Source organism: Pelagibacterium limicola (genome assembly GCF_015694405.1).
Taxonomy (GTDB): Bacteria; Pseudomonadota; Alphaproteobacteria; order Rhizobiales; family Devosiaceae; genus Pelagibacterium; species Pelagibacterium limicola.
Map to the genome: position 1 here is coordinate 146,997 of NZ_JADQDB010000002.1, position 22,205 is coordinate 169,201.

At 60.2% G+C, this 22,205-nt stretch carries 21 protein-coding genes and 1 tRNA gene; 7 read left to right on the plus strand and 15 right to left on the minus strand.

Annotated features, from left to right (window positions below; all coding sequences use genetic code 11):
* Nucleotides 1–16 precede the first annotated feature (16 nt).
* The 3 genes from I2G20_RS03695 to I2G20_RS03705 all read right to left on the minus strand — a co-directional run bounded on the left by I2G20_RS03695 (nucleotide 17) and on the right by I2G20_RS03705 (nucleotide 4,597).
* Nucleotides 17–694 carry an invasion associated locus B family protein gene (locus I2G20_RS03695; protein ID WP_196258345.1) on the minus strand — a complete coding sequence of 226 codons (678 nt, stop codon included), beginning with the start codon at nucleotides 692–694 and terminating at the stop codon, nucleotides 17–19.
* A gap of 136 nt (nucleotides 695–830) precedes the next feature.
* Nucleotides 831–4,256, minus strand: coding sequence for a transcription-repair coupling factor (gene mfd / locus I2G20_RS03700; protein ID WP_207747548.1), 3,426 nt, complete (start codon nucleotides 4,254–4,256; stop codon nucleotides 831–833).
* A 62-nt stretch (nucleotides 4,257–4,318) separates the two neighbouring features.
* Complete coding sequence (locus I2G20_RS03705; RefSeq protein WP_196258347.1) at nucleotides 4,319–4,597, minus strand: succinate dehydrogenase assembly factor 2; 279 nt, start codon at nucleotides 4,595–4,597, stop codon at nucleotides 4,319–4,321.
* Nucleotides 4,598–4,703: 106 nt separating this feature from the next.
* Between I2G20_RS03705 and recG the strand changes: the two genes are divergently transcribed.
* Nucleotides 4,704–6,812: an ATP-dependent DNA helicase RecG gene (gene recG / locus I2G20_RS03710; protein ID WP_196258348.1), complete on the plus strand. Its 2,109-nt coding sequence runs from the start codon at nucleotides 4,704–4,706 to the stop codon at nucleotides 6,810–6,812.
* Here recG and I2G20_RS03715 read toward each other — a convergent pair.
* The 3 genes from I2G20_RS03715 to glmU are packed head-to-tail and all read right to left on the minus strand — an operon-like array spanning nucleotide 6,799 to nucleotide 10,713.
* The gene (locus tag I2G20_RS03715; protein WP_196258349.1) at nucleotides 6,799–7,515 is read right to left on the minus strand and encodes a DUF502 domain-containing protein; all 717 of its coding nucleotides are present in this window, start codon (nucleotides 7,513–7,515) and stop codon (nucleotides 6,799–6,801) included. The two genes, recG and I2G20_RS03715, sit on opposite strands and share 14 nt — an antisense overlap.
* Nucleotides 7,516–7,528: 13 nt before the next feature.
* Nucleotides 7,529–9,355, minus strand: coding sequence for a glutamine--fructose-6-phosphate transaminase (isomerizing) (gene glmS / locus I2G20_RS03720; RefSeq protein ID WP_196258350.1), 1,827 nt, complete (start codon nucleotides 9,353–9,355; stop codon nucleotides 7,529–7,531).
* An 11-nt stretch (nucleotides 9,356–9,366) separates the two neighbouring features.
* Complete coding sequence (gene glmU / locus I2G20_RS03725; protein WP_196258351.1) at nucleotides 9,367–10,713, minus strand: bifunctional UDP-N-acetylglucosamine diphosphorylase/glucosamine-1-phosphate N-acetyltransferase GlmU; 1,347 nt, start codon at nucleotides 10,711–10,713, stop codon at nucleotides 9,367–9,369.
* A gap of 142 nt (nucleotides 10,714–10,855) precedes the next feature.
* Between glmU and I2G20_RS03730 the strand changes: the two genes are divergently transcribed.
* From I2G20_RS03730 to I2G20_RS03755, 6 genes are all read left to right on the plus strand, one after another.
* Nucleotides 10,856–11,614 carry a hypothetical protein gene (locus tag I2G20_RS03730; RefSeq protein ID WP_196258352.1) on the plus strand — a complete coding sequence of 253 codons (759 nt, stop codon included), beginning with the start codon at nucleotides 10,856–10,858 and terminating at the stop codon, nucleotides 11,612–11,614.
* Nucleotides 11,615–11,699: 85 nt separating this feature from the next.
* A tRNA-Lys gene (locus I2G20_RS03735) sits at nucleotides 11,700–11,775 on the plus strand.
* Nucleotides 11,776–12,153: 378 nt separating this feature from the next.
* Nucleotides 12,154–13,050 (plus strand): hypothetical protein, encoded by an 897-nt coding sequence (locus I2G20_RS03740; protein ID WP_196258353.1) that lies wholly within the window; start codon nucleotides 12,154–12,156, stop codon nucleotides 13,048–13,050.
* Between the two features lie 151 nt (nucleotides 13,051–13,201).
* Nucleotides 13,202–13,645, plus strand: a complete 444-nt coding sequence (locus I2G20_RS03745) for a hypothetical protein (protein WP_196258354.1) — start codon at nucleotides 13,202–13,204, stop codon at nucleotides 13,643–13,645.
* Nucleotides 13,646–13,667: 22 nt separating this feature from the next.
* A complete protein-coding gene (locus tag I2G20_RS03750; RefSeq protein WP_196258355.1) occupies nucleotides 13,668–14,195 on the plus strand; it encodes a hypothetical protein in 528 nt (175 codons plus the stop codon).
* Between the two features lie 85 nt (nucleotides 14,196–14,280).
* Nucleotides 14,281–14,865 carry a hypothetical protein gene (locus I2G20_RS03755; protein ID WP_196258356.1) on the plus strand — a complete coding sequence of 195 codons (585 nt, stop codon included), beginning with the start codon at nucleotides 14,281–14,283 and terminating at the stop codon, nucleotides 14,863–14,865.
* On the opposite strand, the gene map is transcribed toward I2G20_RS03755, so the two are convergent.
* Genes map through I2G20_RS03800 form a run of 9 tightly spaced genes read right to left on the minus strand, consistent with a single transcriptional unit; the run spans nucleotide 14,862 to nucleotide 22,187 of the window.
* Nucleotides 14,862–15,617: a type I methionyl aminopeptidase gene (gene map, locus I2G20_RS03760; RefSeq protein WP_196258357.1), complete on the minus strand. Its 756-nt coding sequence runs from the start codon at nucleotides 15,615–15,617 to the stop codon at nucleotides 14,862–14,864. The genes I2G20_RS03755 and map overlap by 4 nt on opposite strands.
* Nucleotides 15,618–15,621: 4 nt before the next feature.
* Nucleotides 15,622–17,262, minus strand: coding sequence for a glucose-6-phosphate isomerase (gene pgi, locus I2G20_RS03765; RefSeq protein WP_196258358.1), 1,641 nt, complete (start codon nucleotides 17,260–17,262; stop codon nucleotides 15,622–15,624).
* Between the two features lie 11 nt (nucleotides 17,263–17,273).
* On the minus strand, nucleotides 17,274–18,407 hold the full coding sequence (tgt, locus tag I2G20_RS03770; protein WP_196258359.1) for a tRNA guanosine(34) transglycosylase Tgt: 1,134 nt from the start codon (nucleotides 18,405–18,407) through the stop codon (nucleotides 17,274–17,276).
* On the minus strand, nucleotides 18,400–19,476 hold the full coding sequence (gene queA / locus I2G20_RS03775; protein ID WP_196258360.1) for a tRNA preQ1(34) S-adenosylmethionine ribosyltransferase-isomerase QueA: 1,077 nt from the start codon (nucleotides 19,474–19,476) through the stop codon (nucleotides 18,400–18,402). Before queA ends, tgt begins: the two co-directional genes overlap by 8 nt.
* Before the next feature lie 38 nt (nucleotides 19,477–19,514).
* Nucleotides 19,515–19,946 (minus strand): hypothetical protein, encoded by a 432-nt coding sequence (locus I2G20_RS03780; RefSeq protein ID WP_196258361.1) that lies wholly within the window; start codon nucleotides 19,944–19,946, stop codon nucleotides 19,515–19,517.
* Nucleotides 19,946–20,419, minus strand: coding sequence for a peptidylprolyl isomerase (locus I2G20_RS03785; protein ID WP_196258362.1), 474 nt, complete (start codon nucleotides 20,417–20,419; stop codon nucleotides 19,946–19,948). Before I2G20_RS03785 ends, I2G20_RS03780 begins: the two co-directional genes overlap by 1 nt.
* A gap of 25 nt (nucleotides 20,420–20,444) precedes the next feature.
* Nucleotides 20,445–21,065 (minus strand): peptidylprolyl isomerase, encoded by a 621-nt coding sequence (locus I2G20_RS03790; protein ID WP_196258363.1) that lies wholly within the window; start codon nucleotides 21,063–21,065, stop codon nucleotides 20,445–20,447.
* Nucleotides 21,065–21,553, minus strand: a complete 489-nt coding sequence (coaD, locus tag I2G20_RS03795; protein ID WP_196258364.1) for a pantetheine-phosphate adenylyltransferase — start codon at nucleotides 21,551–21,553, stop codon at nucleotides 21,065–21,067. The genes I2G20_RS03790 and coaD overlap by 1 nt, the downstream gene beginning before the upstream one ends.
* Nucleotides 21,554–21,566: 13 nt before the next feature.
* The gene (locus I2G20_RS03800; RefSeq protein ID WP_196258365.1) at nucleotides 21,567–22,187 is read right to left on the minus strand and encodes a LysE family translocator; all 621 of its coding nucleotides are present in this window, start codon (nucleotides 22,185–22,187) and stop codon (nucleotides 21,567–21,569) included.
* Between the last annotated feature and the right edge of the window lie 18 nt (nucleotides 22,188–22,205).

Genomic DNA, 22,205 nt, shown 5'->3' on the forward strand with positions numbered 1-22,205 from the left:
TTACAAAAACCAGTCGTTATTGAGTGGGCGTTTCTTCTGCGGCAGGAGCATCGCCTGTCGCGTTGCCCTCAAGCTGCTGGCGAAGCTGTTCTGCGCGATCCTGAAGGACCTGCTCAAGCACGTTTTCAGTCGAGCTTGCCCGGTTCAGCTCGTTAATGTCGAGCCCCTCGGGGTTGTCGTAGACCGCGGTGAAGCCCGAGAGCGTCACCTCGACGGTGACGTCTTCATTGAGGCGGTTCTTGGCGATCAGTTTCAACGTACCACCGCGCTTCAGGCTTTGCACGTAGGCTTCGTTGACCACCAGCTGTGCTGAACAGGCCTGCGGATCGCAGAGCATATAGGGCACGCGCACGGGCTTGCCCCCATCAATCTGCCACGACAGGCCAAAGGGGAGCAAAACGCCCAGCGGAACGGAAGCGACCGCCAGAAGTCGGCTTTCCTGGCTCGGATCGTCACGCAGCAGGAACGAACCGACGAATACGCCGGTATTTGTCACCACCTGACGCATGATACAGGCCTTGCGGCCGTCATCGAGATCTGAACAGACCTTGAGCCAGTTGTCTTCGGGCCTGCGCTCCTGGGACTCTACCACTTCGTCGATCATGCCAGCCTCTTGGCCAAACGCAGCCGGCATGCCGCCCATCGAAAGTCCCACGGCCACAAGGCCGGCAAGAAAGACGTGTTTTGCAGTCATCGGTATTCCTGTGCATCTGGGCGGGTTTGACCCACCGGGTTCGTCGTTGGGCAATCTCAAGAGCGGCGAAATCGGGCAATAGCATGACGATCGGGCCATTCCAATCTTTATGACACGCGCCTGTGATACAAACGCCTCATCCTTCCTGGGCCAAATTTGCCAAACGGGAGAGGATTACAGCCGCGCCCTTCAAGCGATGTTCGGCGACCGGCCAATTGCGTGCAAACATGATCTTCTGATCGGGACGCAATTTGGCGGCCTGTGCCGGGTCGGCAATATGCCGCACAAGACCGGCCGGATTGGCGAAGGTATTGTTTCGCAGGGTGACGAGCGCTCCCTTGGGGCCGGCCTCGACCTTTTCGACATTGGCTGCGCGGCAGAAAGATTTGATCAGTACAACCTTCAAGAGCCCCTCGACCTCCTCGGGCAGCGGCCCGAACCTGTCGATGAGCTCGGCGCCGAACGCGTCGATTTCACGCGGCTCCGTGAGATCTCCCAACCTGCGGTAAAGCTGCATCCGGACCTGAAGGTCGGGCACATAACCTTCAGGAATCATGACCGGCATGCCCAGCGAAATCTGGGGCGACCACTGCCCTTCGACCTCTTCGGCGCCCTGCCCGCTCCTCAGTGATGCGACGGCTTCTTCGAGCATGGACTGGTAGAGCTCGAACCCCACTTCACGGATATGGCCGGACTGTTCCTCGCCGAGCAGATTCCCGGCGCCGCGGATATCGAGATCGTGGCTCGCAAGCTGGAACCCGGCGCCGAGCGACTCGAGCGACTGAAGGACCTGCAGTCGCCGCTGCGCCTGATCGTTGAGCTTTCGGCCGGGAGGGACGGTGAAGATCGCATAGGCCCGGATTTTCGAACGGCCGATACGGCCCCGGATCTGGTAAAGCTGGGCCAGACCGAACTTGTCGGCCCGGTGCACGATAAGGGTGTTGGCGGTCGGCACGTCCAGCCCTGATTCCACGATGGTCGTTGCCACCAGGACATCAAATTTGCCGTCATAAAAGGCATTCATCGTGTCGTCGAGTTGCTGGGGCGGCATCTGGCCGTTGGCGACAACAAAGCTGACCTCCGGAACATGGTCCTTGAGGAACTGCGCAATATCGGGCTGGTCTGAAATGCGCGGACACACATAGAACGCCTGGCCGCCCCGATACTTTTCGCGCAAAAGTGCCTCGCGCACGACCAGCGGATCGAAAGGCGACACGAACGTACGGATGGTCAGCCGATCTACTGGCGGCGTAGCCAGCAGCGAAAGATCGCGCACCCCCGTCAACGCGAGTTGCAGTGTGCGCGGGATAGGCGTCGCGGACAGCGTCAGCACATGCACGTTGTGCTTGAGTTCCTTGAGCCGTTCCTTGTGTCCCACCCCGAAGTGCTGCTCCTCATCGACGATAAGCAGCCCAAGGTCGCGGAAGTCGACGGATTTCGAGAGCAGAGCGTGAGTGCCGATGACGATATCGATACTGCCGTCCTTTAGCCCGTCCCTGACCGCTTTCATCTCCGCCGCCGGCACCAGTCGCGAAGCCTGTCGAACGCGTACAGGAAGACCGGCAAAACGCTCGGAAAACGTCTTGAAATGCTGGCGCGAAAGCAATGTTGTCGGGACGACAACGGCGACCTGCCGTCCACTCATCGCGACCACGAACGCCGCGCGCAGCGCGACCTCGGTTTTTCCGAACCCCACATCGCCGCAAACCAGCCGGTCCATGATACGGCCCGAGGTCAGGTCGTCGAACACGGCCTCGATGGTCGCAAGCTGGTCCTCGGTCTCCTCATAGGGGAAGCGGGTGCAGAACTCGTCGTAGGCTCCGGTCTGGACCTCCACCGGATCGGTCGTCGCCATCTCGCGGGCCGCCGCGATGCGTATGAGCTGTTCGGCCATGTCGCGGATGCGTTGCTTGAGGCGCGATTTCTTGGCCTGCCAGGCGACCCCTCCCAGCCGATCGAGCTCTGCGCCGTCGTCCGAGCCGTAGCGCGAGAGCAACTCGATGTTTTCCACGGGCAGGTAAAGCTTGTCGCCGCGCGCATATTCGATTTCAACGCAATCGTGCGGCGCTCCCGCCGCTTCGATGGCTCTCAGGCCTATAAAACGCCCAATGCCGTGGTCGACGTGAACGACCAGATCGCCTGCTGAAAGGCTCGTAGCCTCGGTCAGCGCGTCCGATGCCTTGCGGCGGCGTGCAGCCCGGATGATGCGCTCGCCCAGGATGTCCTGCTCGGAAAGGACCGCGATATCGTCGGTGAGATAGCCAGTTTCGAGTGGCAGCACGACAAGACCCAGTTGACCGACCTTGATACCCTCGGTCTGTTGCCAGTTGTCGAGCGCCTTGATTGCCTTAAGTCCGTGGTCGCGCAGCACCTGCCCCATTCGGTCCCGCGTGCCCTCCGTCCAACAGGTAATGACCGTCTTGCGGCCCGCGCGTGCCTCGGATTTGATCCGAGCAATGACCGCCTCGAAGAGATTGGTGTCGGGCGCCTGCCGCTCGGCGGCGAAATTGGGGGCGATTCGGCCTGCGCAATCGATGACCGGCAAGCTTTCATCGGCCGGCATGAACGCCGAAAGTTCGCTGACCTCTCGTCCAAGGGCAAGAGCGTAGGGTGGCTCGTCCATGTGATAGAGGAGCTGGGGATGAATGGGCTTGTAGGGTGCCCCTGCACTGCCCCCCTGCTCACGCGCCTGCATACGTGCGTCGTAGTAATCGGCAATCTGTTCGCGGCGCTCGATGAAGGCTTCCCGGGCCTGTTCGTCAAAATAGTATGGAGCGTCTCCCGTATAATCGGCAAGCGATTCCATCTTCTCGTAGAAGAACGGCAGCCAGTGCTCCATGCCCGGATAGCGTTGTCCCGCACTGATCGCGCCATAGAGCGGATCGTCGGCCGTGTTGCCGCCAAACGCGGTCGTATACTTGCGCCGGAATGTGCGAATGGTCTCTTCGTTGAGCATCGCTTCGCTCATCGGCACCAGCGTGATGCGCTTGATGTTGCCGGTCGTCCGTTGGGTTTCCGGATCGAACGAGCGGATCGTCTCAAGCTGCGCTCCGAAAAAATCAAAGCGTAGCGGCGCCTCCTGCCCTGCGGGGAATAGATCGACAAGCCCGCCGCGCACGGCGAATTCACCAGCTTCGCGCACGGTCGGCACGCGGAGGTAACCATTGTCTGCTGCCCAGCCGATGAGCTTTTCGCTGTCCACCATCGCTCCGGCAGCCGCCGAAAACGTCATCCGCGCCACGATCTCGCGCGGCACGACGCGCTGGATCAGGGCGTTGACCGCCGTCAACACGACCGCGCCGCGCGTCGAGGGATATGCAAGTCGGCTGAGCGCCGCCATGCGGGCTGAAATCGTCACCGCATTGGGCGACACCCGGTCGTAGGGAAGCGAATCCCAGGCCGGCAGTGTGAGTACCGGATGGCCGGGCAGCACCTTTTCCAAAATCTCTGCCATGCGCAAAAGCCGCCGTCCGTCGCGCGCGATAAAGACAATGGAAACAGGAGATTGATTGCTTTCTTTCAGGCGTTGCTCGATCTCGCGCGCGAGTACAAACGGCTGCATCCCGTCCGGCAGGTTGGCGAGAACGCGCGAGGGGCGGTCGAGCAGGGCGGAAAGATCGGAGGTCACGCGCCGGCCTTGGCTAACTTGTGGTCGCGGATCGCAGCGATAAGCGCCTGATCCACAGTATATGGGATACCGCGCTGGCCCAGTATCCATGCTTGAAGATCGGTTTCTTCCTGATCCATGAGCTTCTCGATTCGATCGAGCATTCCTTCATCGAACCCTTCGATGCCATCAGCAACGAAACCTCCGATGAGGATGTCCATCTCCTGGGTGCCCCGGTGGTTGGCACGATAGAGAACACGCTTGCGCCGGGTCTCAATGCTTTCACTTTGGATCATGTGAGGATCGTCTCTTTTTGGAGCGCCTACATACGGTGTCAACACGCGTTTGTCAGCCTTTTGCACGCGGGGTAGACTCGAAACATTGAAACTCCCGGGGCGAATCGTGCCGCGTCCAGACCTGCTCAACCCACTGTTCCGCACGCTGACGTCCATGAAGGGCGTCGGGCCTCAACTTGGCGCGCTATTCTCACGCTTCTTCGGTACACCCGAGGGTCAGGAAGCGATCGTACTGGATGTGTTGATGCACATGCCGTCGGGCGTCATCGATCGACGCGCGCAAAATGGCGTGGCTTTCGCGCCAGTGGGCTCGATTGCGACGCTCAAACTCCATATCGACGAACATATCGTCCCCCCGCGCGGCAATAACCGTGCCCCGCTCCGGGTCAAGGCCCATGACGAAACGGGCGAGATCACGCTGATTTTTTTCGGCGCAAAGGGGGGTTGGGTGGAACGCTCCCTCCCCATCGGGGAAACCCGGTACGTTTCGGGCGAAATCGGCTTTTTTGGGCGCGAAAAGCAGATCACGCATCCCGACTACATCGTTGAGCCTGATCGGCTCGACACGCTGCCGCTTGTCGAGCCTGTCTATCCGTTGACGCATGGTCTGTCGTCCAAGGCTTTGCGCAAAGTCGTCGCATCGGCGCTCGATAGCATCCCGATCATCCCCGAATGGATTGGTAAGGATCGCAGAACGATCATGGCATGGCCCGGCTTTGCCGATGCCCTCCGCCACGTCCACGCCCCCAGGCGCCCCAGCGAGGGCGACATCGTCTCGCCGGCCCGCCTGCGTCTGGCCTATGACGAATATCTGGCCGGCCAGCTTGCGCTCAACCTGGTGCGCTCGACGCTCATCAAGGCACCGGGCGTTGCACGTAAGGTGACGGGCGAAATGACGGAACGGGTTGAGGATGCCCTGCCCTTCGCGCTCACCGACGGGCAGCGGCTCGCCGTATCGGATATTAGGGACGACCTCGCCAAGCCTACCCGCATGTCGCGTCTGCTCCAGGGTGACGTGGGATCTGGCAAGACGGTCGTGGCGCTTATGGCGATGGCCGCTGTTGCCGAAGGCGGTGCGCAATCGGCGCTGATGGCACCCACCGAATTGCTGGCCAGCCAGCATTTCCGGACGCTGCAGCCGATTGCAGAAAAGGCAGGCCTCCGCATCGTCCTGATGACCGGCAAAATGCCCGCCGCGGAACGCCGTAAGGCGGTTGAGGGGCTGGCAAGCGGCGCGATTCACATAGCTGTCGGCACTCACGCTCTTTTCCAGGCCGGTGTAGAGTTTCTAAATCTCGGACTTACTGTCGTCGACGAGCAGCACCGCTTCGGTGTCCACCAGCGACTGGCCCTTTCTGAAAAAGGGCATAAGACCGACTTGCTGGTGATGACCGCGACGCCGATTCCCCGCACGCTGGTTCTTACCCATTTCGGCGACATGGACGTTTCGGTGCTGCGCGAAAAGCCTGCTGGGCGTCAGCCCATTGATACAGCCGCCCTGCCGATCGCTGAGTATGAGCGGGTGCTCGCCCGCCTCAAGTCCCGGTTCGATGAGGGCGTGCAGGCCTATTGGGTGTGCCCGTTGGTCGAGGAAAGCGAGGTTCTGGATGTCGTTTCCGCCGAGGATCGCTACGCAGAACTCAAAAAGACATTTGGCGACAAGGTCGCACTTGTGCACGGGCGGATGAGCGGAGCTGAAAAGCAGGCCGCGATGGAACGTTTCCAAATCGGAGATGCGCAGATTCTCGTGGCCACAACGGTGATCGAAGTCGGCGTCGATGTGCCCGATGCGACCATCATCATTATCGAGCACGCCGAACGCTTTGGTTTGGCACAGCTTCACCAGCTCCGGGGCCGCGTCGGGCGGGGAGTGGCTCGCTCAGCCTGCCTGTTGCTCTATTCCGAACCATTGAGCGAAACCGCCAAGGCCCGCATCGAAACCATCTGCCGCACCGACGACGGCTTTGAAATCGCCGAAAAGGATCTCGAACTACGAGGCCATGGCGATCTCCTGGGCACCCGGCAATCAGGAATGCCGGGCTATCGCATTGCTGTACCGGACGTGCACAGCCACCTGCTCGAAATCGCCCACAACGACGCCCGCGCCGCACTCGACCGCAATCCGGGACTCAGGGGGCCTGAGGGCGAAGCGCTGCGGATCTTGCTCTACATCTTCCGCAAGGACCTTGCGATACCGCTGATCAAGGCTGGCTAGGGCGGTCAGGAACGATGTTGGTTTGCCCCGGCACATAGGGCGGGGTGACGAGACCAGCCGATATGATGAGCTTGGCACCTTCTTCCACACTCATATCCAGCACGATCACTTCCGAGCGCGGCAGGAACATTAGGAACCCGGTGGTGGGGTTTGGCGTCGTGGGCATGAACACCCCGATATGATCCTCGCCCGACAGCCTCTGCGCCACCTCCCCGCGTGCCTCGGATGCGATCAAGACGACAGCCCAGACGCCTTTGCGCGGATACTCGATCAGGCCAACATTTTTAAAGCTCGTCCCGCGCTGGGTGATGAGCGTATCGAAGATCTGCTTGAGCGCATTATAGACCGAGGAGAGCACCGGCACGCGGCCGACCAGTCGTTCGCCGAACGCGAAGAGCCTCCGTCCGATGAAGTTCGCCGCCACAAAACCGATCAGCGTGATAGCGGCAAAGGCTGCAATGAGCCCGATTCCGGGCACCGAAAACGGCAGGTATTGATCGGGATTGAGCTGCCGCGGAATGAGCGGCACGATCGCAGCGTCGATCCAGCCAATTACCGTCCACGCAAGATAAAGCGTGATGGCAATCGGACCCGTAAGCACAAGACCGGCGAAAAAGTAGTTCACCAGCCTGCGACCGAGCGAAACCTTGGGCGCGGGAAGGATGACTTCGATGTGTTCGGGCTGCTTTTCGTCTTCGCTCATCTGATCCTTTCGCTTATTCCACGGTTACCGATTTGGCGAGATTGCGCGGTTGGTCAACGTCAGTGCCCATGAATACCGCTGTGTGGTACGCCAGCAATTGCACTGGTACGGCGGCAACAATGGGTGCGACGAACGGGTTGACTTCCGGCATGGCGATAACATGGGGTGCGCCATTGCCGGCTTCCTTTGCTCCCTTGTCGTCGGTGATGAGGACAATCCTGCCCCCTCGGGCGGCCACCTCATGCATGTTGGAAATGGTCTTCTCCATGAGGTCGTCCGAGGGAGCGACGACGACGACCGGCAATTCCTCGTTCACGAGTGCGATCGGGCCATGCTTGAGTTCGCCTGCCGCATAGCCTTCGGCGTGAATATAGGAAATTTCCTTGAGCTTGAGCGCGCCTTCCAGGGCCAGCGGGAACATCTGCCCCCGCCCCAGGTAAAGCACATCAGAAGCCTTGGAGAGATTGCGGGCAATCTCCTCGATATGGTTCTCGTGTCGCAAGGCGTCGGCCATTGCGCCGGGCAATTCGATCAGCGCCCGCACAAGGTCGTGCGCCTTATCCTCGCTCAAGACGCCGCGCGCGAAGCCCGCCGCTACGGAGAGGCTGGCAAGCGCCGTCAATTGAGCGGTGAAGGCCTTGGTCGATGCCACCCCGATTTCAGGCCCGCAAAGCGTGGGGAATACGACATGGGCCTCGCGGGCAATGGTCGATTCCCGCACATTCACGAGCGCGGCGACATGCTGGCCCGATTTGGCAGCGTAGCGGAGCGCCGCCAATGTGTCCGCCGTTTCGCCGGATTGCGAAATGACCAGCGTTAGCCCGTTCTCGGGTAGCGGGGGCTCGCGGTAGCGAAACTCGGATGCAATATCGACCTCGACGGCCAGCCGCGCATACTTCTCGAACCAGTATTTGGCGACAAGCCCTGCATAGTAGGCGGTGCCGCAGGCGGTGATTGTCAGGCGTGAGAGCTGGGCGAAATCGAAAGGCAGCTTCTCGCGCAGCATGACCTTTTCGCTCGATAGATCGACATAATGGGAGAGCGTATGCGACACAGTTTCGGGCTGCTCGTAGATTTCCTTGGCCATGAAATGGCGATGGTTGCCCTTGTCGGCCAAGGCCGCCGAAGCCGTCGAAATCTGTCGCGCGCGGTCCACACGCTTCCCCGAGAAATCCCGGATCGTGACGCTGCCCGGTCGGATCACCGCCCAGTCGCCTTCCTCGAGGTAGGTCACCTGTTTGGTGAAAGGCGCAAGCGCATAGGCATCCGATCCCAGATACATCTCGTCTTTGCCATGGCCGACGGCGAGCGGAGAGCCCTGCCTGGCAGCAATCAGGAGGTCGGGATGATCGGCAAACAGGAAAACCAGACCGAACATACCGCGCAGTTCCGGCAGCAGTGCCGCGACCGCTTCTTCGGGCGTCGCGCCGCGGTCAATGGCACGGGTCACCCACAGCGCAACGGACTCGGTGTCTGTTTCGCTCTGGGGTCGATAGCCGTCGCGCGCCAGATCGTCGAGCAGCGCCCGGAAATTCTCGATGATACCATTGTGGACGACCGCAACCCGTTGCGTCATGTGCGGATGCGCATTGCGCTCGGTGGCGCCGCCATGAGTCGCCCAGCGCGTGTGGCCGATGCCAATTAGCCCCTCGATCGGCTCCATCGATAGCCTGTTGGCGAGGTTTCCAAGCTTGCCCTCGGCCCGCCGGCGGTCGAGGCCGTTCGAGGTCAGAGTGGCAATGCCGGCGCTATCGTAGCCGCGATATTCAAGCCGCCGAAGAGCTTCGACGAGCCGTTCGGCGACAGGTTGGATGCCGATGATTCCGACTATTCCACACATGCCGGTTACCCCTACTTCTTTTCCTTTTGCGCCTTGAAGCGCTCGTTGAGGATTTTGCCATAACCAGGCTTGTTGATCTGACGCGAGCGGCCAATACCCAGAGCCTCATCGGCCACCGGTTCCGTAATGACCGAACCCGAGGCCACATAGGCGCCGGAGCCGATTTCCACGGGCGCGACAAGTGCCGAGTTCGACCCGATAAAGGCCCCCTCCCCGATAACTGTTCGGGCTTTGTTATACCCGTCGTAGTTGCAGGTGATCGTTCCAGCTCCGATGTTGACCCGTGCACCGATGTCGGCATCCCCGATATAAGTAAGGTGACTGACCTTTGCACCGCTGCCGATATTCGCTTTTTTGATTTCGACGAAATTCCCCACCTTGGCGCCCTCCGCAAGGACCGCATCGGGACGCAGCCGCGCGAACGGTCCGACCGAGGATTTCGCACCGATATGCGCACCCTCGATATGGGAGAACGCGTGGATCACCACGTCGCGCTCGACGGTTACGCCGGGACCGAACACCACGTTGGGCTCGATCTCGACATCTGCTGCAATCTCGGTGTCATGGGAGAAATAAACGGACTGCGGGTCGATGAGCGTAACGCCATTGCGCATCATTTCCTCGCGTCGGCGATTCTGGAAAATCGCCTCGGCCCTTGCCAGCTGCACCCTGTCGTTAACGCCCATCACGTCCTCTTCGGGTGCGACCGCATAACCAACCGTATAGCCGGCGTCGTTGGCCAGCTCCACGAGATCGGTGGCATAGAATTCGCCCTGCGCGTTGCTGGTCCCAATCTTGCCGATAAGTTCGCGGAAAACCTCGGCCCGGAAGGCCAGGATGCAGGCATTGCACAGCCCGATCCTGCGTTCGTCCTCACTGGCGTCCTTGTGCTCACGAATGGCCAGGAGCTTTTCCCCATTGGTGATGAAGCGTCCGTAACCTGTGGGGTCCGCAGGCTCGAAACCGAGTATGGCGGCGTCGACCCCGGCTGCTAGCCGGGCCTTGATCGCCTCGAAATTTTCTGAGCGGAGCAAGGGATGGTCCCCGTAAACGATCGCCACATGGCCTTGCGCGCCGATATAGGCGGGTTCTGCCATCGAGGCGGCGTGCGCGGTGCCGCGCCGTTCGGTCTGCTCGAAATAGGTGATGCCAGGAATCAGCTTGGCGAGAGCCTCGCGCACGGCGCCATGTTCCGGTCCAGTCACGACCGCAATCTGTCCCGACCCTGCGCCATGCGCCGCCTTGACGACATGCCCCACGATTGGCAATCCGCCAACGGTGTGAAGCACCTTCGGCCTTGCCGACTTCATCCGCGTGCCTTCGCCCGCGGCCAGCACGATGGTCAACAATTCGCTCATTCGGTTCTCCCCGCCGCCCGTCTTTCAGAGAGGCGGCATCGCGCATTTTTATGGCAGCAAGGTGTTGGTAAAACCATAACTTCTCTGAAGGACAATACGCCAAGCAAATAGACCGATTCGCCATCCTATCCGGGAGTCAGCCTTGGCCCTGCCGAGCCTCAATTTCGAGCATACCGACGTTTCCCTCTGGGGTATCGCGGCCTTGGTTTGCGGCACGCTCGCCGTCATTTCGGCCAATCTTGCTCCCCTTGTTCCGGAAAATATCATCGCGGGGCTGCATACCACGCGGATGGATGGCGGCAACATAAACCAGATGCGGGCGCAGATGCTCGATGTCCGGGCCGAGAACCAGCGCCTAATGCGGGAGGCGCGTACACTACTCGCGCGGCTGAACCTTCTCGATGACGACAGTGGGGAGATGATCCGTCGCCTGGCGGCGGTAGAACGTAGCCTGCCAATCCTCATTGAGTCCCTGCCTCTCCATAGCGATATCGACCGCTCGATCCTGACCGCGTCGATTGCAGGGGCAAGCCCTGAAGTCTACGAAGCCGATGGCGGTATCGTTATCGTGCGGCACAGTGCCTTGTTCGATGAAATCGGGGATCCGTTCGACCAGCCGCTCCCGCCCCGACTTGGCGGGCTCGAATACGGTATCGCTATTGGTCATGAGGTTGCGCTGGATGCAGCACCCGGTCAGCGCGGATACATTCTTTCCCAAACCGGGCCGCTTCTGACGGGAATGTCTTTTGTGCTCGGCGAAGTCGAAAGCGTGGATAGCGCGCGCATCATTGCCGGTCCCCTTTCGAGCGCAGAGGATGCGGGCATCCTTTGCGAGCCGCTCATCGTGATGGGTATGGCCTGCGAGCCGGTGCCGTTCGAGGGTGCTCCCTGGCCAGACTGAGCGCTGCGAGAAAGCGGTTGACACCGCGCCTTGAGGCACTATGTTCCGCGCGTCGTCGGCCAGCACAGGCGACCACCCTGGTTCAGGGCTCGTAGCTCAGCTGGTAGAGCACTCGACTTTTAATCGAGTTGTCCCGGGTTCGAGTCCCGGCGAGCCTACCATATTTCGGCGATTTCAAATGCCTAAGCGGCTCGGTTAGCCCAGATTGTTCCGATCTGTGCGTGTGAGCGTAGGCTAGCCGAATACAGTCGCCTCAATCAGCATTTTTAGGACGAAAACTGGAATGCCGTCAGAGCCGGTCGGCCATCGTCCCCACTTGGAGCGTAAAAGCACAGACCACGGCGGCTCCGTCTGCCGGAACCACCCGACCGTTCAGAGACTTTAGACTTCGAGGCGATGAATGCGCCCGAAACTTTGCTGGAGGCATCTCAATGAACGCGATCATTTATCTTGTCGGGCTTGTCGTGGTGGTCATGGCCATCCTCTCTTTCATTGGGCTTGCATAAGCAAGTTCCACCACCTGACCTGGAGGACAAACCATGGCTATCGAAACGCCACCCGCTGCAGATACAGCTACGGGTCACGCCGGAAGGCATGACCACCACTCTTACGTCGACTGGCCCGCTATACTCGCCGGAGCGATCCTTGCGTCTGCCATATCCTTCCTGTTCCTCACATTTGGCTCGGCTATCGGGCTGTCATTGATCGGGCCCTTTGGCCGGACGGATGCTCCCGTTTTCTGGGCCGCGATCGCAATCGCATTGTGGATGGTATGGGTACAGGTATCCGGCTTTTTGGCTGGCGGCTACGTCGCGGGCCGACTGCGCAAGCCCCACTACAACGCGACCGAACATGAAGTTGACGTACGCGATGGGCTGCACGGCCTTCTCGTATGGGCCACGGGCGTTGTCATGATGGCGGTACTTGCGCTCGGCGGCCTGGGGCATCTGACCTCCGCGGCATCGAACATTGCCGGTTCCGCCGTTGGCGCTGCCGCGACCACTGCCGGTGAGCAAGCCTTGGAGACAGATCCCTTCGACTATGCTGTGGACGTCCTGTTTCGCGGTGACACCGGGGAAGCTGGTGACCCCCGTGCCGAGGCCACACGTATCATTGTCGGTGGGGTGACCGGTGACGGCGTCGGAGATGCTGACCGCACCTATCTTGCGCAGGTCGTTGCATCCCGCACGAATCTCTCACAGGGCGAAGCAGAGGCGCGTGTGGATGAAGTCATCGCACAAGCCCAAGCCGTTCAGAATGACATTGCAGCGGCTGCAGAACAGGCGCGGCGGGTCGGCATTCTTGTGGCGTTTATCACCGCTGCATCTTTGGCCGTGAGTGCTGCGGCGGCTTATTTTGCCGCAGGAGCCGGCGGGAACCATCGTGACAAGAATACAGTGGTGCCCTTTTTTAACAGGGTCAGGCAGACCACTTAACGATCACACTGATAGGCGCCCCCTTCGAGGTGGGCGCCTATTTTTGTTCACAGCGCCTGCCAACACCTCGATTCTTCCCACCTTCCGCCATCTTGCACAGCCACGGTCCTTGCGCTTAAAAGTGAAGCTGGTGCTTGGCATGGGGGAAAAGGTGACTGGAAAAGCGTTTGCCTTTGGGCTGTTTACCTCGCTTGTTGTATTTCCGGCTCCACTTGCAGCCCAGAACGTGCACACCTCGCGACTTTACGAACAGATCCTGGAAAACATCGACATTACCTTGCCAGGCTATATCCTCGACAGCTTCGGCGTAGTCCGGCTGACGCCGGGTTCAAATTCGCGTATCTCGCTCAACGTGCCGGCGAACCGGTCGCTGGAGATCATGGGCGATTGCGACGACGACTGCTTCGATCTCGATCTTGTGGTCTACAACAAGGCCGGCAAGATCCTCGCCGAGGATCGCGAAGACGATTACTATCCCATAGTCGACTTCAAGTCCGACGATACCGGCCGCATTGAGATTGACCTGATCCTGCAGGAATGCGAGGCAAATTACTGCTACGCGGCCTATTCCGTATTCATCGGACCGGATTCGTGAAGCCGGAAAACGGACAGGTCGCATGAATTCCACTTTGTCGCGGCTCAAGGCGGTGGCCGTCACGGCCATGGCCTTCGCAGTTGGTGCCTTCTGCACGCTGGGTATTGTGTGGCTGCTGGGCGCCTTTCTGCCGGACGCGGTGGGCGCGCGCGAGTTCGGCGCCTACAGCCCCCATTCTTCGATTGCTGCCCTGTCGGATTTGCGCGCCATCATGGCACTGAGTGCAATCTTTTCGGTCCTCACCGGGCTGGTCCTCATCATCGACTCGCAATATTGCGACCGTATGATTGCGGTGCTCGCCGATGTCCTGTTGATGGTGATGGCAGCAATCGCGGGTTTCGTCGCCGGGTACTGGATCCTGCTCAGACTGGCGGGATACAGCAATTTCCTGGACGTCGGCTTCCTCCGTACTGCGATCATCGCCCCGGTGGTCGTGTTCGTGGTGAGCTTGTTGCCACTCGCAAAAGTTCGAGCCGTCATCCCGGCACGGATCGCCCTTGTGTCCATACTGTTGCTCGGCGGTCCCGTATTGCTCGTCCTGACGGACTAAACGCCTCTCCGGAACCGCGACGTTCTCTCCGGCGTTTCCCGGCAAGGTTTCCCCCACGGGCGGAAACGTTGGCCGAGGATTTGCCATGAAGATCGCAGCGATTGCATTTGCCGGGGTTACGTTGGCGATGCCGGCCGCCGCTCAGGATGCAGCTTTGGGGGATCGGAACGTATTTTTCTTCGGCGGCCTCATGGGTGAGGGCTACATGCACGAACTGCTGAACCCCTTCGCCGCCACCTATGAAGATATCGGGATCATGGGGGCCGGTTACCAGCAGTTTTTTGCAGAGCCGATGGAGAACTTCCGTGTCGGCCTGGAGATTGGGGCGGCCATTCGGGCTGGAGCCAATACCACGGGTGAGATGTGGGGCGGCGTTGTAGGCCGGTATGACGGCTTTACGAGCGAAACCGGATTGCGAATTACGCCCGCTCTCACTTTCGGGGTCAGCGTGGTCGACAATACGGCAGGCGTGGAGGCAAGGCGGGCCGCCGAGCAGGGTTATCCGGGAGAAATCCTCTTCTACCTCAGCCCCGAAATCTCGGTCTCGACCGTCGATAACCCGGATACAGAGATCTTCTGGCGTCTCCATCACCGCTCCGGCGCATGGAACGTCCTCGGCGGGGGCGGAAGCGCCAACGCCACGACGATCGGGTTTAGAAAAGGATTTTAGGCTGCCAGAGTAACGACTATGGCACCACGCCGCGTCGCAACGATCGTGTGCTCATACTGGACGCACGGCGCGCTCGGCACCGCCACCAGCGTCCAGGGGTCGTTAGCGGCCTTCTCCTGTGCCATCTTTCCGCCAAGCGAAAGAAACGGTTCCACGGTGAAAACCAGCCCATCGGCGATCCGCCGACGCTCGGAGCGATCCGGCCATGTGGGGATTTCGCCCGGCTCGTCATGCAGGCCATACCCGATGCCGTGACTCGCAAGGTTGCGAATGAGCGTGTACCCGTTCGTGCCAGCGAACTTGCCGATCGCTTGCCCGATATCTGCGATATTGCCACCCGACCTCACAGCCCGAATGCCGGCCCACATCGCCTTCTTGCCGTCGCGGCACAGCTTGTCGATACGTGGGGTACCCGGCGGCACAATATAGGATGCGCCGGTATCGGCGAAAATACCGTCCTTTTCTGCCGAAACATCGATATTGACGAGATCTCCGGCGCCGATCACGCGATTTCCTGGAATGCCGTGCGCGATTTCCTCGTTAACCGAAATGCAGGTCGCACCGGGGAAATTGTAGGTCACCTCTGGTGCAGAGCGCGCGCCGTGTTCATCGAGCACCTTGCGACCGATATCGTCCAACTCCTGCGTTGTCATCCCCGGTTCGAGCGCTGCCGCCATCGCATCGCGCGCGATTGCGCAAATCCGCCCGATGGACTTGAGACGTTCGAATTCTTCCTCCGAGGTGATTGTCATGCAGCTACCCTTTCAATCCGTGAAAATGGGCGAGAAGCCCTTCCGTCGAGCTGTCATGCCCTTCGCCAGCGGGTGCATTCTCGACCTTGGCTAGCAAGGCCTTGGCAAGCTGCTTGCCTAACTCGACGCCCCACTGGTCGAACGAGTTGATGTTCCAAACCGCGCCCTGCACGAACACCTTGTGCTCGTAAAGCGCCACCAGCTTGCCCAGCGTCGCCGGATCAAGCTGGCTATAAAGGATAGTGTTCGAAGGCCTATTGCCCGGAAAGACTTTATGCGGCAGCAGCGCCTTGATCTGCGACTTGGATAGCCCCGCGCCCTTCAATTCGGACAATACCTCATCCTCGGTCTTTCCAAGCATCAGGGCTTCGGACTGTGCAAGACAGTTGGCAACCAGCTTCGCATGGTGCGGGGGCAGGTTTTCATGCGGCCTTGCTGCAATGAGGAAGTCACAGGGGATGACGCTCGTGCCCTGATGGATCAACTGGTAGAAGGCGTGCTGGCCGTTAGTGCCCGGTTCGCCCCAGATGATCGGCCCTGTATCCCACGGCACGGACTTGCCATTGAGCGTCACCGACTTGCCGTTCGATTCCATATCCTGTTGCTGGAGGTAGGCTGGGAAGCGTGACAGTCGCTGGTCGTATGGCAGCACGGCATGCGAGGCAAAACCCCAGACGTTGCGGTACCAGACACCGATCAGGCCCATGATGACCGGCAGGTTCTCCTCGAGCGGCGCGGTGCGGAAATGTACGTCCATCTCCCCCGCTCCCCGCAAGAACGCCTCGAAATTCTCGTAACCCACGGCTATGGCAACGGGTAGCCCGATTGCCGACCATACCGAATAGCGCCCGCCGACCCAGTCCCAGAAACCGAAAATCCGATCCTCTCGGATGCCGAAGGCTTGGCAGCCGGCAATATTGGTCGAAACGGCGGCGAAATGATCGTTAACGGCTTCATCGCCCAAAGCGTCTGCCAGCCATTTGCGGGCTGTATGCGCGTTGGTCATCGTCTCGTCAGTGGTGAACGTCTTGGAGGCGATGACGAACAGGGTTTTTGCGGGATCGAGCCTCTTGAGCGTGTCCGCGATATGCGCGCCATCGACATTGGACACGTAATGCGCCCTGAGGTCAGGTCGTGTGTAGGGCTCCAGCGCCTGTGTGACCATTACCGGCCCAAGGTCGGACCCACCAATACCGATATTGACGATGTCGGTGAACTGGTCGCCCCGCGCGCCGCGGATCTCGCCGTGCCGGACGGCTTCGGAGAACCAGCGGATGCGATCCAGCACTTCGCGCACACCCGGCATAACGTCCTGTCCGTCGACCAAAACCGGGCTGTCCCCGAAATGCCGCAGCGCCATATGCAGCACGGCGCGATTTTCGGTACCGTTGATCGCTTCGCCCGCCCACATCGCATCACGCCGCGCCTCGACGCCCGATACGCGGGCCAGGTCAAGCAGCGCCTCCAGCGCCGGGGTATCGATCCGGTTCTTGGAATAATCGAAAAGGATATCGCCTAAGCGTACCGAAAGCCGCGAGAAGCGCTGGGCATCGGCCGCGAACATCTCGCGCATGGTTGTGCCCGTGAGACGCTTTTTGTGCTTGGCGAGGTCAGCGAATGCGGCTTTGCGGGCTTTATTGGACATTGGGAAAACCTTTAATCCAGCGCGGGCATATCCCCTCGGGCCCATCCCTCGCGGATCGCTGCGCAGTATTCGACAAAAGTCGCATTCTCAATCGCATGCCGCATCCCGTCCATCAACTCTTGATAGTAGGAAAGATTGATCTGGGAGAGGATCATCGCGCCAAGAATTTCCTCGCAGCGTACAAGATGATGGAGATAGGCGCGCGAAAAGCGCCGCGCCGTCGGGTTGGGGGACGTTTCGTCCAGCGGGCGCGGATCATCCTTGTGGCGGGCATTCTTGAGATTGACGACACCGAAGCGTGTATAGGCATGGCCGTGACGCCCGGCGCGCGTAGGATGCACACAATCGAACATGTCGATACCGCGCGCGACAGCGCCGAGCAAATCATCGGGCTTGCCCACCCCCATGAGGTACCGTGGCTTGTCGGCGGGAAGCTGCGGCGTTACCTCTTCAAGCACTTTGAACATTACGTCCTGGGGTTCGCCGACGGCCAGCCCGCCGACCGAATAGCCGTGAAAGCCGATGTCCGTCAGCCCCTTTGCGGAGCGCCCCCGCAACTCCGCATTGTCGCCGCCCTGCACGATCCCGAACAGCGCCCTGCCGCTGGCATCATCGAATGCCTTTTTGGATCGTTCGGCCCAGCGGATCGAAAGCTCCATTGCGCGTTCGAGCTCCGCATATTCGGCCGGCAACCTGACGCACTCATCGAGCTGCATGATGATGTCGGAATCGAGCAACTTCTGGATTTCGACGGATCGTTCGGGCGTGAGGCTGTGGCTCGACCCGTCGATGTGCGATTTGAAGGTAACGCCGTTCTCGTCGAGCTTACGGAGCTGCGCGAGGCTCATCACCTGAAACCCCCCGGAATCGGTGAGGATTGGGCGCTGCCAGTCCATGAATTGGTGCAAACCGCCCAACCGCGCAACACGCTCGGCGCCGGGGCGCAGCATCAGGTGATACGTGTTGCCCAACAAGACATCCGCGCCGGTTTCGCGCACCTGCTCGGGATAGAGCGCCTTCACCGTTCCCGCCGTGCCCACAGGCATGAAAGCCGGCGTGCGGATATCTCCGCGCGGTGTATCGATCCGCCCGCGCCGGGCAAACCCGTCGCTCTTGAGAAGCGTAAAACTGAAATGCTCAGTCATCACCGGCCCGGAAAAGCAGCGAGGAGTCGCCGTAGGAATAGAAGCGATATCCGTTGTCGATGGCGTGCTTATAGGCTTTGTGCATGGTCTCCAAGCCGGAAAAGGCCGAGACCAGCATGAAGAGCGTCGAGCGCGGCAAGTGGAAATTGGTCATCAGGACGTCCACGACACGAAACTTGAAGCCCGGCGTGATGAAGATATCCGTGTCGCCGGCGAAGGCTTCAAGCTCGCCGGTTGCCCGTGCTGCGCTTTCGAGGAGCCGCAGGCTGGTGGTGCCTACCGCAATGACCCGCCCGCCTTTGGCATTGGCAGCTCGGACGCGTTCGACCGCCTCGGACGAAATCTCCCCCCATTCCGCGTGCATGACATGATCGTCGGTATCGTCCGCCTTCATGGGCAGGAAGGTCCCTGCCCCGACGTGGAGCGTGACATGCTCTATCCGGATGCCCTTGTTTTCTAGTCGATCAAGCAGTTCGGGGGTAAAATGCAGGCCCGCTGTCGGCGCCGCGACGGCGCCATCATGCTTGGCGTAAACGGTCTGATAATCGGACTTGTCCCGCTCCTCGATACCGCGCTTCAAACCGATATATGGCGGCAAAGGCATCGCGCCGCGCGCTTTAATCGCCTCATCGAGCACGGCATCGGAGAAATCAAAAGCCAGCGTTACCTGCCCCTCCTCGACCGCCTTGACGGTCGCCGAAAGCTCTTCGAGCATGCAGACTTCAGATGCCTCCCCAAAGACCACGCGGTCACCGGGCGCAAGCCGTTTGGCCGGACGCGCGAAGGCCAGCCAGGTATTGCCATCCACCCGCTTGTGCAGGTTGAACGAGACATTGGCGACATATTCGCCTCTGTGCCGCGCGCCCTTGAGCTCGGCGGGGATGACGCGGGTATCGTTGACAACAAGCACGTCGTTGGGTTCGAGGATGTCGATAAGATCGGTGACGACACGGTCGGAAAACCGGCCCTCCGGACTGACGACCAGGAGTTTCGCGCTGTCGCGGGGGCTGACCGGATGCAACGCAATCCGGTCGTCGGGCAATTCGAAATCGAAGAGATCGGCTTTCATCGTCACCGCTGGGTTGATTGGCCAGGCAGGATAGAGAACTACCAGCCCGTACAGATCAGCGTAACCGTTCTGCCCGAGCCGATGCGGGCGACGCCAGCAACGACAACGTCGCTTTCCGGTTCGTCGTCAGGAGCATACACCGCCGCCCGGACTATGTTGACCACAAGTGTCATCGGACCTGTGTTGGCCGACTCCAGTCCGAGTTCGATGCGGTCGAACAAAACATCCGAAAAGGCCAAGGTCTCGGGCGGACGCTCACTGTCCTTCGGATAGGTCGAGAGCCGGAATTCGGGCGTAAGAACACGCACGCCCTCGATAGCCCCCTCATCGCGCGTTTCGGAAAAATCGACGGCAATTTCGATCGAGGATTGCCCGTCCGAAGCGTCACATTTGATAACATCCGCACTGGCGTGCGCAGCCAGAACCGGAACAAGTCCGAGTGCAATGACTGCGCGCGCCAGCACAGGCATCAGACGTCCGCGGCCACGCGCATCGTGACGATCTTGTCCGGGCTGCGGACCGGTTCGCCGCGCTCGAGCTGGTCGATGGCATTCATACCCTCGATCACCTTGCCGAACACCGAATACTGACCATTCAGCCAAGGCGCCTCGGTGAAGCAGATAAAGAACTGGGAATTGGCCGAATTGGGATTGGCCGAACGCGCAGCCGAAACGGTACCACGAACGTGCTTTTCCGTCGAGAATTCGGCGGCGAGATCGGGCTTGTCGGAGCCCCCTGTGCCATTGCCCTTCGGGCATCCGACCTGCGCCATGAAATCCTCGATCACGCGATGGAATACGATCCCGTCATAAAATTCTTCGCGCGCCAGTTCCTTGATGCGGGCTGCATGGTTCGGCGCGATATCGGGACGCAGTTCGATGACGACCGTGCCCTTCGTGGTTTCCATGATGATGGTGTTTTCCGGATCGGCGTAAGCAGCCATTGTCCTGTCCTTCGTGTGGTGAAATCTATTTGGGGGTGGCAACGCGCAGCGAAATCATCGCGTCGGGATCATCGACTACACCATTGGCGCGTTGATCGCCCTGCTTGATGTTGTCCACGAGCTCCATACCGGAAATCACGTTTCCAAAGAGAGTATATTGCCCATTGAGGTGTGGAGAATCCGCGGTGACGATGAAGAACTGCGAGTTGGCGGAATTCGGATTTGCCGAACGCGCCATGCCCACCGTGCCCCGTGTAAAGTTGGCATTGGAGAACTCGGCTTCAAGGTTCGGCAAATCCGAACCGCCCGTGCCGGTGCCCGTGGGGTCGCCTGTCTGGGCCATGAACCCGGGGATCACGCGATGAAAGACAATGCCGTCATAAAACCCGGAATTGGCGAGTTCGGTTATCCGCGCGACGTGGTTGGGCGCCAGATCTGGACGGAGCGCAATCAGCACTTCGCCATCTGCCAGCGTCAGCGCGGCAACGGGCGTGTCAGCGGGAATCTCGGCTTGGGCGATCATTGGTGTTTCGGTTTGCCCGAATGGTGTGTAGGGCCAAACAACCACAACGCCAAACAGGGCGACCAGAGCAAGAACGAGCAATCCAACCCTGCGGTTGGTGGGCTTGGGTGCATGCGCAGCCATTATTTCTCCAGAGCTTTGAGAACAGTACGTGGAACGAACGGGGTCACATCCCCGCCCATCTCGGCAATCTGGCGGACGAGCGTCGCCGAAATATGACGAACATAGGGGCTCGACGGCACAAAGACGGTCTGCACCTCCGGTGCCATCTGGGCGTTCATGCCCACCATCTGCATCTCGTAGTTGTAATCGGTCGTATCGCGCAACCCTCGGATTACGATGGTCGCGCCCAGTTTCTGGGCCGCATGCACCATCAACCCGTCAAATTCGGCGATCTCGACGCCGATTCCATGCCGCTGAGCAATCGGCGCCGCAACCTCAGCCAGCAATTGCTTGCGCGTTGCAGCCGGCAGGAATGGCGACTTTGCGGCATGAACGCCGATTCCCACGATCAGCCGATCCACGAGCTTACAGGCACGCTCGATCACATCGAGGTGCCCGTTGGTCACAGGGTCGAATGAGCCCGGGTAAAATCCCACACGGTTGGTCATGGCTGAGGTTTTGTCATGCTCGCCGCTGGAGTGCAAGCCAGATGCCGCCGCCGATCAGCATCGCTCCAGAAATGCGGCTGACGAGCTTGACGCGGGCCGCAGTGATCCAGTGCCGTGCCCGTCCTGCAAGAACGGCATAGACCGCGTCGCTCAGCGTCGTGATCAGCATGAACAACGCCCCGAGCAAAACGATCTGCGGCAACGCCGAACCCGAATCGACGACGAACTGCGGCAGAAACGCTCCAAAGAACAGCAGCGCCTTCGGGTTTGCCCAAATGACGAAAAAGCCCTGCATGGCATAGCCGCGCAGCGTGCGGTGCCTTTCTGCTTCCAGGCGCTCGATTTCGCCGCGCGAACGCAGCATCGAGAATCCAAGCCAGATGAGATAGGCCGCGCCAATAAACTTGATGATGTCGAACGCCCAGCCCATGAAACTCATCACGGCCTCGAGGCCCAGCGCGACGACCAGTATCATGGTCATGAGCCCGATTTGCGTTCCGGCGATAATGGCGAGCCCGGCGAGCGTCCCGCGCGAAAGGGCGCTCGCGATGATGACCGTGACAGTCGGGCCGGGAACAACGGCGATAAAGAAGGCTGCCGTGATAAAGGCGATGAGTGAAGCAGTATCGGGCATCATAGTGCTCCTGAAATG

Bases quoted from the DNA above. Each gene is read 5' to 3' on its own strand.
- I2G20_RS03695 (WP_196258345.1), bottom strand. From the start codon at position 694: ATGACTGCAAAACACGTCTTTCTTGCCGGCCTTGTGGCCGTGGGACTT.
- mfd (WP_207747548.1), bottom strand. From the start codon at position 4,256: ATGCAGCCGTTTGTACTCGCGCGCGAGATCGAGCAACGCCTGAAAGAA.
- I2G20_RS03705 (WP_196258347.1), bottom strand. From the start codon at position 4,597: ATGATCCAAAGTGAAAGCATTGAGACCCGGCGCAAGCGTGTTCTCTAT.
- I2G20_RS03715 (WP_196258349.1), bottom strand. From the start codon at position 7,515: ATGAGCGAAGACGAAAAGCAGCCCGAACACATCGAAGTCATCCTTCCC.
- glmS (WP_196258350.1), bottom strand. From the start codon at position 9,355: ATGTGTGGAATAGTCGGAATCATCGGCATCCAACCTGTCGCCGAACGG.
- glmU (WP_196258351.1), bottom strand. From the start codon at position 10,713: ATGAGCGAATTGTTGACCATCGTGCTGGCCGCGGGCGAAGGCACGCGG.
- I2G20_RS03740 (WP_196258353.1), top strand. From the start codon at position 12,154: ATGGCTATCGAAACGCCACCCGCTGCAGATACAGCTACGGGTCACGCC.
- I2G20_RS03750 (WP_196258355.1), top strand. From the start codon at position 13,668: ATGAATTCCACTTTGTCGCGGCTCAAGGCGGTGGCCGTCACGGCCATG.
- I2G20_RS03755 (WP_196258356.1), top strand. From the start codon at position 14,281: ATGAAGATCGCAGCGATTGCATTTGCCGGGGTTACGTTGGCGATGCCG.
- map (WP_196258357.1), bottom strand. From the start codon at position 15,617: ATGACAATCACCTCGGAGGAAGAATTCGAACGTCTCAAGTCCATCGGG.
- pgi (WP_196258358.1), bottom strand. From the start codon at position 17,262: ATGTCCAATAAAGCCCGCAAAGCCGCATTCGCTGACCTCGCCAAGCAC.
- tgt (WP_196258359.1), bottom strand. From the start codon at position 18,407: ATGACTGAGCATTTCAGTTTTACGCTTCTCAAGAGCGACGGGTTTGCC.
- queA (WP_196258360.1), bottom strand. From the start codon at position 19,476: ATGAAAGCCGATCTCTTCGATTTCGAATTGCCCGACGACCGGATTGCG.
- I2G20_RS03780 (WP_196258361.1), bottom strand. From the start codon at position 19,946: ATGCCTGTGCTGGCGCGCGCAGTCATTGCACTCGGACTTGTTCCGGTT.
- I2G20_RS03785 (WP_196258362.1), bottom strand. From the start codon at position 20,419: ATGGCTGCTTACGCCGATCCGGAAAACACCATCATCATGGAAACCACG.
- I2G20_RS03790 (WP_196258363.1), bottom strand. From the start codon at position 21,065: ATGGCTGCGCATGCACCCAAGCCCACCAACCGCAGGGTTGGATTGCTC.
- coaD (WP_196258364.1), bottom strand. From the start codon at position 21,553: ATGACCAACCGTGTGGGATTTTACCCGGGCTCATTCGACCCTGTGACC.
- I2G20_RS03800 (WP_196258365.1), bottom strand. From the start codon at position 22,187: ATGCCCGATACTGCTTCACTCATCGCCTTTATCACGGCAGCCTTCTTT.